Origin of the sequence: Rathayibacter sp. AY1E3 (genome assembly GCF_002932235.1) — a bacterium.
In the GTDB taxonomy this organism is placed as follows: Bacteria; Actinomycetota; Actinomycetes; order Actinomycetales; family Microbacteriaceae; genus Rathayibacter.
In genome coordinates this window covers 221,363-237,731 of sequence record NZ_PSVN01000001.1, presented here as the reverse complement: position 1 = coordinate 237,731, position 16,369 = coordinate 221,363, and the positions used below count along the sequence as shown (strand labels likewise).

Here is a 16,369-nt window from a genome sequence, read left to right as displayed (position 1 = left end):
CGGCGGTCCGCCTCGAGGCGACCACGGAGGACACCGAGCTCCTCGTTCTGGACGCCGACGGAGGCGCGATCGACGCGCCCCGCGAGGTCCGCACCGCCGACGGCCGTCAGCTGTGGACGCAGACCTTCGGCGATCCCGAGGCCGAGCCGTTCGTGGTCCGCATCGCCCAGGAGGGCGGGTCGATCCGCGTCCAGGACTCCACACCGGGCGCCGACTCCGGCACCACCGCGCCGGACGCCGACGCGGATCCGCGTCGGCGCCGTCCTCTACGGACTCGTCCTCGCCGCCGCCTCGATCGGCCTGCTCGTCGTCTCGGCCGACCCGGTGCTGCGCGCGCAGGTCGTCGAGCGCGGGATCACGCTCGAGCCCGGCGCCGCGCTCGCCCTGGCCGTCGCGGCGCTCGGCGCCATGGCGCTCCTCCTCGGACTCGCCCGCCTGCTCGACCGCCGCGCCGCTCGCGACGACGGCTGACCCCGGCGCGGGACGCCGGGTGCTCGCAACCCCCTGCCCCGCATCCGCCGAGAGGCGCAGACTCGTCCCGGGCGATCGCCCGCCACCCCCTGGAGACGAGACCATGCCCTTCTGCGCCCTCGAGAGCCTCCGCTGATGGAGCTGGGCATCGCCGCGATCGTCGGCGTCTCGGTCCTCGTCGCGGTCGCCGTCTTCTCGCGGCGCCTCGGCGTCGCCGCCCCGATCGTCCTCGTGCTCGCCGGCGTCGGCCTCTCGTACATCCCCGGGGTGCCGGAGGTGGTCGTCCCGCACGAGTGGGTGCTCGACGGCGTGCTGCCGCCGCTGCTCTACGCGGCGGCGCTCAGCGTCCCGTTCATCGACTTCCGCCGGAACCTCACCACCATCACCGGCCTGTCGGTCGTGCTGGTGCTGATCTCGGCGGCCGGCGTCGGCGCGCTCCTCTTCCTCCTCCTCCCCGAGCTCGGGCTGGGCCTGGCGATCGCCGTGGGCGCGATCATCAGCCCGCCCGACGCCGTCGCCGCGACCTCGGTCGGCCGGCGGCTCGGCCTCCCGCCGCGGCTGCTCACCCTGCTCGAGGGCGAGGGGCTGATCAACGACGCGACCGCGCTGGTCCTCCTCCGCTCGGCCCTCGCCGCCGCCGCGGGGACGCTCGCGACGCCGTGGGCCGCGATCGGCGACTTCCTCTACGCGGTCGTCGTGGCCGTCGTGGTCGGGTTCGTGGCCAGCGTCGTCACCGTCTTCGTCCGCTCGCGGCTCGAGGACCCGGTGCTCAACACCGTCCTCTCCTTCATCGTCCCCTTCGTCGCGTTCATCCCCGCTGAGGGCCTGGGCGCCTCGGGCGTGCTCGCCGTGGTCGTCGCGGGCCTGCACACCGGGCACGCCTCCTCCCGCGCCTTCACCGCCCAGTCGCGGGTGAACGACCGGGTCAACTGGCGGACCGTGCAGTTCCTGCTCGAGAACGGCGTGTTCCTGCTGATCGGGCTCGAGATCCGCTCGCTGATCCACGACGCCGACAGCGCGCGCCTCTCCGTGCCCGGAGCGGTCGGGATCGGGCTGATCGCGGTGGTCGGGCTGATCGTCGTGCGCTTCCTCTGGGTCGGGCCGGTCCTCCTCGGCGAGCGCTGGCAGACCCGTCGGGCCGAGCGCCGGGCCCGCGAGCAGAAGGAGCTGCTCGAGTCGCCCGAGGCGCAGGAGCTGCCGAAGGAGGAGCGCGGCCGAGCGAAGCGGCGCTACCTGCTGCGGCGCAGCGACTACCGGCACTTCAGCCGCAACGGCATCGGCTGGCGCGGCGGTCTGGTGCTCGGCTGGTCCGGGATGCGCGGAGTGGTGACCCTCGCGGCCGCGCAGTCGCTGCCCGAGGACATCCCGTACCGCCCGCAGCTCGTGCTGATCGCCTTCACCGTGGCCGTCGCGACCCTGCTGATCCAGGGAAGCACGCTGCCGCTGCTGATCCGGGCGCTGGGCATCCGCGGGATCGACGTGCCCGAGGACCAGCGCGCGCTCGCGGGTCTGCTCGACGAGATCACCGAGAAGGGCCTCTCGGTGCTGGAGCACCCGGGCGACGCCGTCGAGGGCGCCGACGGCGTCGCTCCGGACGTCCTGGAGCGGGTGCGCCAGACGTCGTTCCTCCGCTCCGAGGCCGCCTGGGAGCGCTCGCGCGGCACGGAGCGGTCGGTCGCGGACACTCCGCACCGCCTCTACCGGGCGCTGCGCCTCGCCGTGGTCGCGGCCGAGCGGGAGGCGCTGCTGGACGCGCGCTCGCGCCGCGCCTACCCGCAGCGCATCCTCCGCGACGCCCAGTCGCTGCTCGACCTCGAGGAGACGCGGCTGCGGGTCCGCCGGGGCTCCGAGTCCTGAGGGCTCGGGATCGTGACGATCGCTCCCGGGGATGCCCGCGCTGATCCGCGCCCTGTGGAGGAGCGCCGAGCTCCTCGAGTGCGCCATCCGGATCGACCCCTCGGACCACGGCCGTCCGGCCTCCCCGGCATAGCCCGCCGATGCGTCACCCCCCGTTAAGCCCGCGCTCCCCGCTTCCTCTAGCACTGCCGTCACCCCGCCCGTAACCTGCGGATCGCCTGAGAATCGGAAGCTCGATTCGCCCGCACTCGAAGAGGGGTGGCGGGCCGGGGCGGATCCCCTCGGGGGATATCACGAGGGCCGATCCGCGCGCCAGCCCTCGCAGAGAGGGCAGACGGGGCGCTGAGAGGAACGCCATCCCGTGCGGCGCCGGAGCGCACGCCTCACTTCGTTCGAGTGCTCTCAGGTCCAGTCGAGAGCGGAGCGCTCGGCCCAGTAGCGGGCCGGATCCACGGCGAGCGCCGGGAGGTCCGGGAGCTCCCGGGGCTGCGCGCGCAGGTTGGCCCGCAGCTGCTCCGGAGTCGCCGCGCCGCTCAGCACGACGTCGGCCCAGGGCTGCGCGAGGACGGCCCCCAGGGCGACGGCGTCCGGCGCGGCGCCGGCGTGCTCGATCGGGTGCGCCACGAGCCTCCCGTTGGCGAGGGCCTCCTTGACCACCACCAGCCAGCCGTCGTCGTGCGCGGCGGCGAGCGCCCGGCCCGCGGACTGCTCGAGCGGGTTCCAGGTGCTCTGGACCGCGCTGAACGGCGACTCCGGGATCGCGCGGGCGAGCTCGATCACGCGCGCCTGCTCGGGTCCGCTGGTGGAGAGGCCGACGCGCACTCCGGAGCCGGCGAGGCCGCGCAGTCGGTCCAGCAGCGGGCGGTCGGTGAGGGCCGGGCTCTCGGGAGTGATCGAGTGGACGAGGTAGGAGTCGGGCGCCGAGCCGAGCGCGTCGAGCGTGAGCGGCCACTGGCGGTCGAGCATCGCGGCCGAGTGCTCCTTGCGCTCGTGCACCGGCGCATCCATCGCCCACCCGCCGACGTACTCGTAGCCCCACTTCGACTCGATCGTGAGCGCCGCCCGCCGCTCGGGGTGCCGGGCGAGCCAGCCGCCGAGGAACTCCTCCGCCCGCCCGTAGGAGCGCGCGGCGTCGAGGAAGCGGACGCCGGCGTCCCACGCCGCGTCGAGCAGCAGGTGCGTGCGCTCCCGCAACGCGTCGACGCTCCGCTCGGCCGCAGGGCCGAGGTCGTCGTCGCGCCCTGCCGTGATGTACGCCGGCCGGCCCACGGCCGCCAGCCCGATCCCGAAGCGCTGCATCCCGCCCACGGTACGCCCGTCCCGGAGCTGCGGCAGCCGCTAGCGTCGAGCGGTGACCTTCGCCCTCGACCGCAGCATCCTCCGGCTCGCCGTCCCGGCGCTGGGCTCGCTGGTCGCCGAGCCGCTGTTCCTGCTCACCGACTCCGCCCTGGTCGGCCATCTCGGCGCCGTCCCGCTCGCCGGGCTCGCGCTGGGCGGCACGGTGCTGCAGACGATCGTCGGCCTGATGGTCTTCCTCGCGTACAGCACCACTCCGCGGGTCGGCCGGGCCCTCGGCGAGGGCGACGAGCGGAGGGCCGTGGCGGCCGGGATCGACGGCGGCTGGCTGGCCCTGCTCCTCGGCGCCGGCATCGCCGTGGTGGGCGCGCTGACCGCTCCGGCCGTCGTGGCGCTCTTCGGCGCGGAGCCGGCGGTTGCCGAGGCGGGCGTGCGGTACCTGGCGGTGAGCATGGCCGGGATCCCCGCCATGCTCGGCGTCTTCGCGCTCACCGGGCTCCTCCGCGGCTTCCAGGACACCCGCACTCCGCTGGTGATCGCCGCCGGCGGATTCGCTCTCAACGCCGCTCTCAACGCCGTGCTGATCTACCCGGCCGGCCTGGGGATAACCGGCTCCGCACTGGGGACGGTGATCGCGCAGTGGGCCATGCTCGCGGCCTACGCGGGAGTCGCGCTGCGGCTCGCCCGGAGGGTCGGCGCGCCGCTGCGGCCGCACCTCGCGGGCCTGGCCTCCTCCGCGGGATCCGGCGGCTGGATGCTGCTGCGCACAGCGAGCCTCCGCGCGGCGATCCTGCTCGCGGTCGCGACCGCCACCTCGCTCGGGGCGGAGGAGCTGGGCGCCTTCCAGGTGGCGATGACGCTGTTCTCGACGGTCGCCTTCGCCCTCGACGCGGTGGCGATCGCCGCGCAGGCTCTGCTGGGCCGCCTCCTCGGCGCGGGCGACGCCGAGCAGGCCCGAGCCGTCACGAAACGCTGTGTGACCTGGGGAATCGGTGCGGGTGCAGTGCTCGGAGCGCTGGTCACCGGTCTGAGCGGTGTCCTGCCGTACGTCTTCTCGAGCGACCAGGAGGTGCTGCGGCCGCTGCCCGCGGCGATCGCCGTCGTGGGCCTCACCGCTCCGCTCGGCGGCTACGTCTTCGTGCTCGACGGCGTGCTGATCGGCGCCGGCGACGGCCGCTACCTGGCGCTCAGCGGCCTCGCGAACCTCGCCGTCTTCGTCCCGCTCGCCCTGCTCGCCCCCGCCGCGCCCACCGAATGGCGCCTCCTCGCGCTCTGGCTCGCCTTCGCCGTCGGCTTCCTCGGCGCCCGCGCGGTCACCCTCGGGCTCCGGGTCCGCAGCGACGTCTGGATCCGCTGACCGCACTCCTCCCCTGTGGAGAAGCCTGTGGACAACTCCGGTCAGCGCGGCGGTGCGCTGGTGTTCCCGCGGTGGAAGACGGCGTGGAAGCAGACCGCCTCCGCCTCCTCGTCGGCCAGGAGCGCGACCGCGGCCCGTCCCGCCGCACGGCCCTTCTCGACCGCGGGCTGGGCCATCGTCGTGAGGTCGTACTCGGCCGCGAGACCGGGCACCTGCACGCCGTCGAAGCCGACCACCGAGAGGTCCTCGGGCACGCGCAGCCCGCGCTCCTCCGCCGCGAGGATCACGCCCGCGGCCAGCAGATCGCTCTGCGCGACGACCGCGGTCGGCGGCTCCGCCCCCTCGAGCAGCGTGCGGCCCGCGGCGACGCCCTCGTCGACGGAGCTCGCCGCGGCGGCGACGACCGACGCCTCCGGGAAGACGTCCTGCACGCCGAGGAGGCGGTCGACCGGAGTGATGCTGGGGCTCGAGCGCCAGCCGGCCGGGATCGCGCCGCGGCGGCGGTCCTTCGCGAACGGGAGCGCGACCACCGCGACCCGCTCGTGGCCGAGCTCGCGCAGGTGCTCCGCGAGGGTGCGGCTGGCCTCGCGGTTGTCGAGCGAGATCACGGCGCCGCCCAGCTCCGAGAGGCCCTCGACCACGACGACCGGCACCCCCCGGCGGCGCAGCACGGCGACGGAGTCGTCGACCGACGGGCTGCAGCCGACCAGGATCATCGCGTCGACCGGGGCCGTCGCCAGCAGGCCCGCGCCGTCGCCGGTCTCGGTGAGCAGCAGGATCCCGGCGTCGACCCCGCCAAGCACGTCGGCGATCCCGTCGAGCATGGCGATCTTGATCGGGTCGCGGAACGCGTGCAGCATCCGCTCGTCCACGACGACCCCCACGATCCCCGAGCGGCCGCGGCGGAGCGAGCGCGCCCGCGGGTCGGGGCCGGCGTAGTCGAGCTCGGACGCCGCGCGCAGCACCCGCTCCTTCGTGGCCTCCGAGACGGGGCCGGAGCCGCTGAAGACCAGCGAGGCGGTGGAGGGGGACACTCCGGCCCGGCTCGCGACGCGGGCGAGCGTCGGCCGGGGGCTCTTGCGGGGTTCCACGTTCCTCCTCGTGGGGGCGGCGCGCTCGTCGTCGGTTGACCGTCCCCGGGGTTCCGGATAGCTTAGACCGGCTCGCTTCGAATCGATTCGACCGTGCCTCTCGATCCGGTGTCCGGATCCCGCCCGCACCAGGAGAACCGCCATGACCTCGACGTCCGCGCTCACGCGCCCGCAGCTGGTCGCCTGGCGCAACGCCGTCTTCACGATCTTCGTCCTCAGCGGGATCTCGATCGCCACCTGGGTCTCGCGCACCCCCGCCATCCGCGACGAGCTCCAGCTCTCGACCGCCGGAGTGGGCCTGCTGATCCTCTCGATGTCGATCGGCGCGATCGTCGGACTCGCGTTCTCGACGCCGGTCATGGGCGCGATCGGCGCCCGGCGCGGCATGGCGCTCGGCCTCACCGTCTCGGCGGCGGGCCTCGCGGTGCTGGGCGTCTCGGCCGACGTCATCGGCGTCCTCCCCGCGGCCTTCGCCGGCATGGCGATGCTCGGCTTCGGCAACGGAGCGGTCGACGTGATGATGAACGTCGAGGGAGCGGCCAACGAGAAGGCCTTCGGCAAGACGCTCCTGCCGCTGTTCCACGCCTTCTTCAGCCTCGGCACCGTGGCCGGCGCGCTGATCGGCGCGGGCGCCTCCGCCCTGGCCGTGCCCGTCGCCGTCCACCTCGGCGCGATCGCCGTGGTGATCGCCGTGACCGCGGTGATCGCGATCCGCTTCGTCCCGGTCCGCGAGGAGCTCGACACCTCCGGCGCGGCGACCACGGTGAAGCCGCCGGTCCGCGAGCGCGTCGCCGGCTCCCTCGGCGTCTGGCGCGACGGCCGCCTCGTCCTCATTGGCCTGATCATGCTGGGCATGGCCTTCGCCGAGGGCTCCGCGAACGACTGGCTGACCCTGGCGATGGTCGACGGCCACGGCACCGACAAGACGACCGCCGCCGTCGTATTCGGCGTGTTCGTCGCCGCCATGACCGTCGGACGCGTGATCGGCGGGCCCGTGCTCGACCGCTTCGGCCGCGTCCCGGTGCTGCGCGCCTCCGCCGGGCTCGCGATCGTCGGCATCCTGCTGTTCATCCTCGCCCCGGTCGACGCGCTCGTCGTCGTCGGCGCGGTCGCCTGGGGTCTGGGCTGCTCGCTCGGCTTCCCGGTGGGCATGTCGGCCGCGGCGGAGGGGCCGCACTCGGCCGCCCGCGTCAGCGCGGTGGCGATGCTCGGCTACGTCGCGTTCCTGGTCGGACCGCCGGCGATCGGCTTCCTCGGCGAGCACTACGGCCTGCTGAACGCCCTCTTCCTGGTGCTGGCCCTGGTGGTCGTGGCCGGGCTCGCCTCCCCCGCCGCCCGCAGCCGGCGGAGCTGACCGCCCCGCCCTCGACGCCGCCGCAAGCCCCCGTGCGGCCCGGGCGCCCCGACGCGCCTCCCCCTAGGCTTCCCAGGACGGCGGCGGAGGGGGAGCGGATGCGGTACCGAGCGCGCGACGGCGCCCTGCTCCACGTCGACGAGCACGGAGCCGGTCAGGGGCGGCCCCTGGTGGTCGTCCCCGGCGAGCCGGAGCGCCACCCCTCCTACCTCGGCTCGTTCGCCTCGATCGCCTGCACGCGCCGCGTCCTCGTGCTGCACCCGCGCGGAGTGGGCGGCTCCGCGGAGCTGCCTCCCGCTCCCCCGGCCACGACGGCCGCCGACGTGGAGGACCTGCGCCGTCACCTCGGCGTCGACGAGCTCGATCTCGCCGCGCACGACTCCGGATGCCGCGCCGTCCTGCTCGCCGCCGTGGGCGCGCCCGAGCGCGTCGCCCACCTGCTCCTGATCGCCCCCGGCACCGCCTGGCTCGGGATCGACGACCGGGCTGCCGGTCACACGACTCCCGCCGGCTCCGACGACACCGCGGCGATCCGCGACGCTCTGCAGCGCCTCGACTGCCCCGCGGTCGTCCTCGGCGGCGAGGACGATCCGGTGACGGGCATCGCCGCTCTGGAGGCGCTCACCGCGCTCCTGCCGCAGGCGAGCCTGGCCGTCATCGAGTCGAGCGGCCACCACCCTTGGGCGGAGGCGCCGGCCGAGTTCGCGGTCGCGCTGCGCGCCTCGCTCTCGGTGCCGCCGCCCGCTCCTCCGCTCGGCCGCCGGCCTCCCGTCGCCGCGCGCTGAGCCGGGAGCCCGCCGGAGCCGCGCCGTCTATCCTCGACGGGTGCGTCTCGTCATCGCGCGCTGCTCCGTCGACTACACCGGCCGTCTCAGCGCCCACCTCCCGCTCGCCACCCGCCTCCTGCTCGTCAAGGCCGACGGGAGCGTCCTCATCCACTCCGACGGCGGCTCCTACAAGCCGCTGAACTGGATGAGCCCTCCCTGCACGCTGATCACGGGCGAGCCCGACGAGGAGGCGCGCGCCGCGGGAGTGACGCAGCAGTGGACCGTCGCGCACCGCAAGACCGGCGACGCTCTCGTCGTCTCGATCCACGAGGTGCTGCACGATTCGGCGCACGAGCTCGGCGTCGATCCGGGACTCGTGAAGGACGGAGTGGAGTCGCATCTCCAGCGCCTTCTCGCCGAGCAGATCGGCCTCCTCGGAGAGGGGCACACTCTCGTCCGGCGCGAGTACATGACCGCGATCGGCCCGGTCGACATCCTCGCCCGCGATTCCTCGGGAGCCGCCGTCGCCGTCGAGATCAAGCGCCGCGGCGAGATCGACGGAGTCGAGCAGCTCACCCGCTATCTCGAGCTGATGAATCGCGATCCGCACCTCTTCCCGGTGACGGGAGTCTTCGCCGCTCAGGAGATCAAGCCGCAGGCGCGGACTCTCGCCGAGGACCGCGGAATCCGTTGCGTGGTGCTCGACTACGAGGCCATGCGCGGCACCGACGACTCCCACACCCGCCTGTTCTGACAGGCACGGCGAAGGCCCCCGCGATCGGATCACGGGGGCCTTCCGCTCACCGGGCGCGAGGCCCGGGAATGCGGCGTCTCACCGGGCCGAGAGCCCGGCGGCCGCTACTTGTGGGCGGCCTGGTAGGCGGCCTGGACCTCGGAGGGGATGCGTCCGCGGTCGGAGACGGGGTGGCCGTTGGCGTTCGCCCACTCGCGGATGGCCTTGAGCTGCTTGGGGTCGCTCTTGGAGGCGGTCGCGACGCTCGTGGCGGCCGCGGGGCGCGAGCCGACGCGGCGGGCGCTCGAGACGAACTTCTCGAGCGCCGAGTGGAGCTCGGCGATGTTGTCGGGGCCGAGATCGATCTCGTAGTTGGCGCCCTCGATGCTGAAGCGGACGGTACCGCCGTCACCGGAATCGATAAGGGTTCCGTCGATATCGTCGACAAGCGTGATCTTCTGGGCCACTTTTCCTCCTGGAGTTCGCGGGACCGGACTGTCTCGACCCGGACCGGGAGAGACATTACCCCCTTTCACAATCGAGTGCGCCATGAATGGCGCCATTCGTCCCTTTCTCGCGCCATGTCGAGGGGAATGTTCAGGATAAGCGGAGGCAATCACGGCTGAATCGAGCTGTTCGCCACCAGCCGTCGAATGGAGGACACGGTGTCCGCAGACGGCCGTAACGATTTCGGACACCGATCGCGCGCATTCCCGGGAACCGGTCCCGGCGATTCCGATCACGCCCCGGTCTTCGTTAGCGTGGAGCCATGGCACGACGAGGCGGACCCCCTGCACGCCCGGCGCGACCCGGTCCGTACCGCAATGCGGAGGCTCGGGAAGCACTGGAGGCGCTCGTCGCCGCTCCCACCGCCGAGGCCGTCGACCGGCTGCTCGAGGCCTGCCTCGACGGCTCCCTCGTGGTCGACGTCACGGGCTCCCAGCCCGGAGGCGTGCCGCACGTCCGCACCGTCGCGACGACCACCGGGGAGCAGGTCCTGCCGCTGTTCACCTCCACGGACGAGGTGCGCACCGCGGTCCCCCGGCAGCAGCATCCGCGGGTGCAGATGCTGGTCCTCCCCGGACGCGAGGCCTTCGCGCTGATCCGCACCGCCGACTTCGTCGCCGTGCAGCTCGACCCCGGCTCGATCGCCCAGGTCGTCACCCGTTCGTTCGTCGAACGGGCTCTGGACGCCGAACGGCCGTAGAGTGTGGCCCCCGGCGGGGCAGCGCCGACGTCACCCCGTCCTCCGAGGTCAGGAGCCCGCCATGTCCGACACGACCCTCGCCGCCACCGGCCTCGACGCGCGAGCCGGCACCTGGTCCTGCATCCTGTTCGACCTCGACGGCACGATCACCGACTCGGCCCCCGGCATCACCGGCACCCTCGTCGAGACCTTCGTCGAGCTGGGCCGCCCCGTGCCCGCTCCGGCCGAGCTGCTGGCCTACGTCGGCCCTCCGCTGCTCGAGGCGTTCCGCGAGCTCGGCGGGATGACCGTCGAGGAGGCGCAGGCCGCGCTCGTGGTCTACCGCCGCCGCTACAACGCGGGCGGGCTGTTCGACTCCTCGGTCTACCCGGGGCTGCCCGAGGTGCTCGCGCGCATCGCCGAGGCCGGCGTGCCGCTCTCGCTCGCGACCTCCAAGCCGGAGTCGGCGGCCACGCGCATCCTCGAGCACTACGGACTGGCGCAGTACTTCACGGTGATCTGCGGCGCCTCCGAGGACGAGGTCCGCAGCGCCAAGGCCGACGTCGTGGAGGAGGCGCTGCGCCGGCTCCGCGAGCTCGGCGTCGACCTCTCGGCGCCGGTGATGGTGGGCGACCGCGAGCACGACGTGCAGGGCGCCGCCGCCCACGGCGTGCCGACGATCATGGTCGAGTGGGGCTACGGATCGCCGCTCGAGGCGGTCGGGACGATCGCGCTGGTGTCCGGCGCCGAGGAGCTCGCGGACCTCCTGCTCCCGTGACCTGCGTACGATGAGGGCATGACTGGTCTGGGCGTCGTCCTCTCGTTCGTGCTGTTCCTCGGCGGGATCCTCGTTCTCGGCAACTCGTTCCTGCTGCCCGACATCGCCGGATTCCTCTTCGTCGGCGGCATCCTGATGATCTCGGGATCGCTCGCCGTCGCGTTCCACGTCCTGCCGAAGTCGCAGTAGCCGGGTCGCTCTGAGCGGCCGCCTCCGCGGCTCGCCGCTCCGCTCAGCCCAGCGTGCTCGCGTCGAGGTTGATGACTGCATTGATGTAGACCGCCTCGCCGGCTCCGGCGATCGTCGGGTTCATCCGGAGCAGCTGCTGCACCGGGATCCCGAAGCGCTGCGCGATGTCGAAGAACGTGTCGCCCTGCACCACGGTGTAGCTCACGATGTCCCCCTCCCCGTCGCGGGTCGGCTCGCCGTTCGCCCCGGGAACCGCGCCGTTGTCGACCGCGAAGGCGGTCTCGGGGATGTCCGGCGTCGCGTTCGGCGTGAAGGTGACCGTCGCCTCGGGGACCGGTGCGAAGACCGTGGCCGTCGCCTGCGGGAGCGCCGCCGTGACGGTCGGGTCCGGCACCGGAGTCGGCGTGGCCGTGGCGAACACGGTGACCGTGACCGTGGGAGCCGGAGCGGGCGCCGAGCACCCCGCGAGCGCGAGCACCCCGGCCAGTGCCGTCGCTCCGATGACCGTCCTGCGCATGTCCCCTGCCCTCCGCGCGCCCCGCGGCGCCCGCTCCACCCTAGGAGACGGGGCGGCCGGGGGCACGTGCGCTGTCGCAGGAGGCCGGTGCTGCGGATCCACCGTCGTGCGGGGAGCTCCGCGGTCGTCCGGGCCGGGTCGGCCTCACCGGGACCGGGTCAGGACGGGGGCTCGGGGAGCAGGCGCAGCCCGCCGCCGCTGTTCGCCGCGTCCATCAGGAGCTCGACCCAGGTCGGGTTGATCGTCGGCTGCCGGCTCCCAGCGAAGTGGAACTGCAGGGCGATGTTCGGGTTCATCCAGAAGGAGTGGCGGCCGCGCGCGCCCTCGGGCATCGAGTCGAGGGTGAGGCTGAAGCGCTCGTCGCGGCGGAACTTCGCGTAGATCACGATCTGGAGGTGGGCCAGGGTCCGGTCCTCGATCTCGATGACGGCAGGAGGAGTGCCGTAGAGGAATTGACCCATGCCGCCAGACTATAGGCCCCTCGGCTTATTACTAGTCCGTCTAGCTAGTTCGCCGCGTAGGGTTCCGCCGGGTCGGCTTCGTCCGTATCGTGCCCGTCGCCGTGCTCCGCGTCGATCTCGTCGACGGCCGCGCTCATCCGGCGGAGGAAGTTGACGACGACCTCGGCCTCGAGGGCGTCCAGGTCCTCGGCGATCTCGAGCATCCGGCGGTGCATCTCCTGGAGCGTGGCGCGCACCTCGTCGTCGCTGTCGACGGTCGCCTCCACGACGATCCCGCGCCGGTCGGTCGGGTTGGGCTTGCGCACGAGGTGGCCGCTGCGGACCAGGCGGTCGATGAGGACCGTGGTCGACGCGGACGAGATGGAGAGGTGCGAGGCCAAGTCCTTGCCGGTCACCAGCTCGCCCTTGCGCTGCTGGCGGAGCAGGTACTGGATGGCGATCAGGTCCGTCTCGCCCATCGCCATCCGCTCGCGCGTGCGGCGGCGCATCGAGACCTCGGAGACGCGATACGTGCGCATGGCGCTCAGCACCTCGACAGCGCGGCGGGTGGACGACTCGTCCGGGTACCAGTACCCGGCGCCGCTCCGCAGGCTCGTGTCGCTCATCCGCATATCCTAGACCGGCTGATCACCAGGCCGTCTAGCGAGTCGCCCGCGCCTACGCTGGACCGGTGACCGCCACCCTCGTCGCCAAGGGCCTCTCCGGAGGCTATGCGCACCGCACCCTGTTCGACGGACTCGACCTGACGGTCGCCCCCGGGGACGTGGTGGGCGTCGTGGGGGCGAACGGAGCCGGCAAGTCGACGCTCCTGCGCATCCTCGCGGGCGAGACGGCTCCGCTCGAGGGCTCCGTCGTGCTCTCGCCGGGCGACGCCTTCGTCGGCTGGCTGCCGCAGGAGCACGAGCGCCGCGAGGGCGAGACCGTCGCCGGCTACATCGCGCGCCGCACCGGCTGCGCCGAGGCCTCCGCCGAGCTCGACGCCGCCGCCGCCGCCCTGGCCGACCCCGATCCCGACGGCTCGATCGCGGACCGGTACGCCCTCGCTCTCGACCGCTGGCTCGCGAGCGGCGCGGCCGACCTCGACGAGCGCACCCCGGTCGTCCTGGCCGACCTGGGCCTGTCGCTCGGCGCCGCGGCCGCCTCCTCGACGATGACCTCCCTCTCCGGCGGGCAGGCGGCGCGGGTCGGCCTCGCGGCACTGCTGCTCTCGCGCTTCGACGTGGTGCTGCTCGACGAGCCGACCAACGACCTCGACCTCGACGGCCTGGAGCGCCTGGAGGCCTTCGTCCGCGGGCTCCGCGGCGGCGCGGTCCTCGTGAGCCACGATCGCGAGTTCCTCGCCCGCAGCGTCACCCGCGTGCTCGAGCTCGATCTCGCGCAGGGCACCAACCGGGTCTACGGAGGCGGCTACGACGCGTTCCTGGAGGAGCGCGAGACCGCGCGCCGCCAGCGCCGCGAGAAGTACGAGGACTTCGCCGAGCAGAAGGCCGACCTGGTCTCCCGCGCCCGCACCCAGCGGGAGTGGTCGAGCCAGGGCGTGCGCAACGCGATGAAGAAGGCCCCCGACAACGACAAGATCCGCCGCAAGGCCTCGGCGGAGTCGAGCGAGAAGCAGGCGCAGAAGGTGCGCCAGATGGAGAGCCGGATCGCGCGGCTCGAGGAGGTCGAGGAGCCGCGCAAGGAGTGGCAGCTCGCCTTCACGATCGGCAGCGCCCCGCGCTCGAGCTCGGTCGTCTCGACGCTGAACGGCGCGGTCGCCCGCCGCGGCGCCTTCACGCTCGGGCCGGTGTCGCTCCAGGTCGACGCGGGCGACCGGATCGGCATCACCGGGCCCAACGGCGCCGGCAAGTCGACGCTGCTGTCGCTCCTCCTCGGCCGCGCCGAGCCGGAGGAGGGCGGCGCCTCTCTCGGAGCGAGCGTGGCGATCGGCGAGATCGATCAGGCCCGCGGGATGCTCGCCGCCGACGTGCCGCTCGCGGACGCGTTCGAGGCGCTGGTGCCCGAGTGGCCGACCGCCGAGGTCCGCACGCTGCTGGCGAAGTTCGGGCTGAAGGCCGACCACGTCGGCCGCCGCGTCGGCGAGCTCTCGCCGGGCGAGCGGACCCGGGCCGCCCTGGCGCTCCTCCAGGCCCGCGGCACGAATCTCCTGGTGCTCGACGAGCCGACCAACCACCTCGACCTCGTCGCCATCGAGCAGCTGGAGGAGGCGCTCGAGGCGTACGAGGGCACCCTGCTGCTGGTCACCCACGACCGGCGGATGCTCGAGACGGTGCAGCTGACGCGGCACTGGCACGTCGAGGCGGGCGTCGTCACGGAGGCGTGACGCCCGCCGCCGCGTCAGTCCCCGGAGGCGCGCGCCGCCTCGTCCTCGCGCCAGCCGGCCTCCTTCTGCACGTACTCGTTGTCGGCGAACTCCGCGAAGTCGCTCTCGTCGGTGATCCGGCGCACCTCGAGGCGGTTGCCGGGCACCAGCGGGCAGCGCAGCGCCCACTCGCGGGCCTGCTCCTTCGAGTCGACCCCGATGATCCAGAAGCCGTTGAAGAGCGACTCGGTCGGGCCGTAGGCGCCGTCGACGACGGTCGGCGGCTCGGAGGAGAAGTCGACCACGAAGCCGGAGGAGGCGACGTCGTCGGCCAGGCCGTCGCCCGAGAGCAGCACGCCCGCCTCGATCATCGCCTCGTTGTACTGCCCCATCCGGGTGATGATCTCGTCGAACGGGATGGAGGCGTAGGCCTCCTTCGCCGCATCGGTCGCGCGCATGATCAGCATGTACTTCATCGGGTCTCCCTGGAGTCGGTACGCGGGGGCGCAGGGCCTACTCTGGCCCATCCGGGGTGCCGGCGGAACGGTGGGTCCCGAGCGTCTGCGCCACGGGGGCGAGCGCGGAGCGACGGACCTTGCCCGCGTCGCTCCGAACGGGCTCGTGCACGATCCGGAGGGCTCGGAGGCGCCGCTCAGCGCCCAGCTCGGCGTTCGCCCGAGCGAGCAGACCGGCCGGGTCCACGCCCGCGTCGCCCACGTCGACGACCGCCTCCACCGCCTGCCCCAGCTCCGTGTCCGGCACGCCGAAGGCGACCGCCCCGCGGACTCCGGGCAGGGCCTCCAGCACCCGCTCGACCTCGGCCGGCCAGACGCTCACTCCGCCCCGGAGGATCAGATCGTCGGCGCGGTCGACCACCCAGAGCCACCCGTCCCCGTCGACGCGGCCGACGTCGCCGAGGGTGTCCCAGCCCTCCTCCGTCCGCCGCGAGCCCGCGCCGAGGTAGCGGTAGGCGGGGGCCTCGCCGCGGTGCAGCCAGATGCGGCCGAGCTCGCCGGTCGGAGCCTCCGTGCCGTCCTCCCGCAGGATGCGCAGGGTCGTCCCGCTGATCGGCCGTCCGACACTGCCCGGGTGCTCCAGCCACTCCCGTCCCGTGATCATCGTCAGTCCGTTCGACTCGCTGCCCGCATAGACCTCGACCACCCGCTCCGGGCCGAGCCAGCCGATCAGCGCCCGCTTGTCGGCGGGCGCGCAGGGCGCTCCGAGGTGCAGCACCGTCGCGAGCGAGGACACGTCCGCCCCCGACCGCTCGGGCGCAGCCAGCAGGCGGCGGATCGTGGTCGGGACGAGCAGGGTCCAGGTGACGCGGTGCTCCTCGATCGCCGCGAGGACCCGGGCGGCGTCGAACCGCGGCAGCAGCACCAGGCGCTGCCCGGTCATCAGCCCGCGGAAGGTGTAGGTGAAGGTCGCCGAGTGCATCAGCGGGCCGCTCACCAGCTGCACGCCCTCGCGCGGCAGGAACGGCGCGACCGGCGCGTCCGGGTCCAGCAGCGCCGGGCCCGCGGCGAGCACCACCTTCGGCCGCCCGGTGCTGCCGGAGGAGGTGGGCGCCTTCCAGGACGAGGCCCACCGGTCCTCGAGCGAGCCGGCCGGCACCTCCGGCCCGGGCCGCCAGTCGCCCGCGCGCCACGGGACAGCGGAGGAGGAGGGCGCGCCGATGACGAGCGCCGGCCGCGCGATCCGCTCCACCTCGGCGCGCTCCGCCGCCGACAGCCCGGTCGAGACCGGCTGCGGCACGGCGCCCGCCTTCCAGACCGCCGCGCAGACGACGAGCGCGTCCAGCGAGTTCGAGAGCGAGACGGTGACGAGGTCGTCGGTCCGGACGCCGAGATCGCGGTAGGCGCGGGCGAGGCGGGTGCTCTCGCGGTCGAGCTCCCCCGCCGTCAGCGCGCCCTCGTCGGCCACGGCGACGATCCGGTCGGGATCGGCGTCGGCGAGACCGGTGACGATGCGCGAGATCGACCGGCGGGTCACCGGCGGCGCCCGATCGTG

Annotated in this window: 18 protein-coding genes; 10 read left to right on the top strand and 8 right to left on the bottom strand. The window is 73.8% G+C overall.

The window, feature by feature from the left end:
• The first annotated feature begins 324 nt into the window (after positions 1-324).
• Entirely contained in the window at positions 325-471 is a 147-nt protein-coding gene (locus tag C5C53_RS16950; protein ID WP_181127689.1) for a hypothetical protein, read from the top strand.
• A gap of 135 nt (positions 472-606) precedes the next feature.
• Positions 607-2,328 (top strand): sodium:proton antiporter, encoded by a 1,722-nt coding sequence (locus C5C53_RS01190; protein ID WP_104266588.1) that lies wholly within the window; start codon positions 607-609, stop codon positions 2,326-2,328.
• Between the two features lie 402 nt (positions 2,329-2,730).
• Here C5C53_RS01190 and C5C53_RS01185 read toward each other — a convergent pair whose 3' ends face one another.
• Positions 2,731-3,627 (bottom strand): aldo/keto reductase, encoded by an 897-nt coding sequence (locus C5C53_RS01185; RefSeq protein ID WP_104266630.1) that lies wholly within the window; start codon positions 3,625-3,627, stop codon positions 2,731-2,733.
• A gap of 52 nt (positions 3,628-3,679) precedes the next feature.
• Between C5C53_RS01185 and C5C53_RS01180 the strand changes: the two genes are divergently transcribed.
• Entirely contained in the window at positions 3,680-4,981 is a 1,302-nt protein-coding gene (locus C5C53_RS01180) for an MATE family efflux transporter (RefSeq protein WP_104266587.1), read from the top strand.
• Between the two features lie 41 nt (positions 4,982-5,022).
• Here the strand turns inward: C5C53_RS01180 and C5C53_RS01175 are convergent, their stop codons facing one another.
• Positions 5,023-6,072 (bottom strand): LacI family DNA-binding transcriptional regulator, encoded by a 1,050-nt coding sequence (locus C5C53_RS01175; protein WP_104335426.1) that lies wholly within the window; start codon positions 6,070-6,072, stop codon positions 5,023-5,025.
• Between the two features lie 142 nt (positions 6,073-6,214).
• On the opposite strand from C5C53_RS01175, the gene C5C53_RS01170 reads away from it, so the two are divergent.
• From C5C53_RS01170 to nucS, 3 genes are all read left to right on the top strand, one after another.
• The gene (locus tag C5C53_RS01170) at positions 6,215-7,426 is read left to right on the top strand and encodes an MFS transporter (protein ID WP_104266586.1); all 1,212 of its coding nucleotides are present in this window, start codon (positions 6,215-6,217) and stop codon (positions 7,424-7,426) included.
• A gap of 98 nt (positions 7,427-7,524) precedes the next feature.
• Positions 7,525-8,211: an alpha/beta fold hydrolase gene (locus C5C53_RS01165; RefSeq protein WP_104266585.1), complete on the top strand. Its 687-nt coding sequence runs from the start codon at positions 7,525-7,527 to the stop codon at positions 8,209-8,211.
• Between the two features lie 40 nt (positions 8,212-8,251).
• Entirely contained in the window at positions 8,252-8,947 is a 696-nt protein-coding gene (gene nucS / locus C5C53_RS01160; RefSeq protein WP_104222623.1) for an endonuclease NucS, read from the top strand.
• Positions 8,948-9,051: 104 nt separating this feature from the next.
• Here the strand turns inward: nucS and C5C53_RS01155 are convergent, their stop codons facing one another.
• Entirely contained in the window at positions 9,052-9,393 is a 342-nt protein-coding gene (locus C5C53_RS01155; RefSeq protein WP_104222624.1) for an Lsr2 family protein, read from the bottom strand.
• A gap of 302 nt (positions 9,394-9,695) precedes the next feature.
• Between C5C53_RS01155 and C5C53_RS01150 the strand changes: the two genes are divergently transcribed.
• The 3 genes from C5C53_RS01150 (at position 9,696) to C5C53_RS16945 (ending at position 11,079) form a co-directional block, all read left to right on the top strand.
• Positions 9,696-10,133: an SseB family protein gene (locus C5C53_RS01150; protein WP_104222625.1), complete on the top strand. Its 438-nt coding sequence runs from the start codon at positions 9,696-9,698 to the stop codon at positions 10,131-10,133.
• A gap of 61 nt (positions 10,134-10,194) precedes the next feature.
• Positions 10,195-10,890: an HAD hydrolase-like protein gene (locus C5C53_RS01145; protein ID WP_104222626.1), complete on the top strand. Its 696-nt coding sequence runs from the start codon at positions 10,195-10,197 to the stop codon at positions 10,888-10,890.
• Between the two features lie 18 nt (positions 10,891-10,908).
• Entirely contained in the window at positions 10,909-11,079 is a 171-nt protein-coding gene (locus C5C53_RS16945; protein ID WP_159911733.1) for a hypothetical protein, read from the top strand.
• 43 nt (positions 11,080-11,122) lie between these two features.
• On the opposite strand, the gene C5C53_RS01140 is transcribed toward C5C53_RS16945, so the two are convergent.
• From C5C53_RS01140 to C5C53_RS01130, 3 genes are all read right to left on the bottom strand, one after another.
• Positions 11,123-11,596 carry a LysM domain-containing protein gene (locus tag C5C53_RS01140; RefSeq protein WP_104222627.1) on the bottom strand — a complete coding sequence of 158 codons (474 nt, stop codon included), beginning with the start codon at positions 11,594-11,596 and terminating at the stop codon, positions 11,123-11,125.
• Positions 11,597-11,754: 158 nt separating this feature from the next.
• Positions 11,755-12,057: an ATP-dependent DNA ligase gene (locus C5C53_RS01135; protein ID WP_104225758.1), complete on the bottom strand. Its 303-nt coding sequence runs from the start codon at positions 12,055-12,057 to the stop codon at positions 11,755-11,757.
• A gap of 44 nt (positions 12,058-12,101) precedes the next feature.
• Positions 12,102-12,662: a MarR family winged helix-turn-helix transcriptional regulator gene (locus C5C53_RS01130; protein WP_104266584.1), complete on the bottom strand. Its 561-nt coding sequence runs from the start codon at positions 12,660-12,662 to the stop codon at positions 12,102-12,104.
• Between the two features lie 65 nt (positions 12,663-12,727).
• Here C5C53_RS01130 and C5C53_RS01125 point away from each other — a divergent pair, with 65 nt between their 5' ends.
• The gene (locus tag C5C53_RS01125) at positions 12,728-14,380 is read left to right on the top strand and encodes an ABC-F family ATP-binding cassette domain-containing protein (protein ID WP_104266583.1); all 1,653 of its coding nucleotides are present in this window, start codon (positions 12,728-12,730) and stop codon (positions 14,378-14,380) included.
• Between the two features lie 14 nt (positions 14,381-14,394).
• On the opposite strand, the gene C5C53_RS01120 is transcribed toward C5C53_RS01125, so the two are convergent.
• Both C5C53_RS01120 and C5C53_RS01115 read right to left on the bottom strand, forming a co-directional pair.
• Positions 14,395-14,835: a YciI family protein gene (locus tag C5C53_RS01120; RefSeq protein ID WP_104222630.1), complete on the bottom strand. Its 441-nt coding sequence runs from the start codon at positions 14,833-14,835 to the stop codon at positions 14,395-14,397.
• A 37-nt stretch (positions 14,836-14,872) separates the two neighbouring features.
• The gene (locus C5C53_RS01115) at positions 14,873-16,351 is read right to left on the bottom strand and encodes an AMP-binding protein (RefSeq protein WP_104266582.1); all 1,479 of its coding nucleotides are present in this window, start codon (positions 16,349-16,351) and stop codon (positions 14,873-14,875) included.
• Positions 16,352-16,369: the final 18 nt, after the last annotated feature.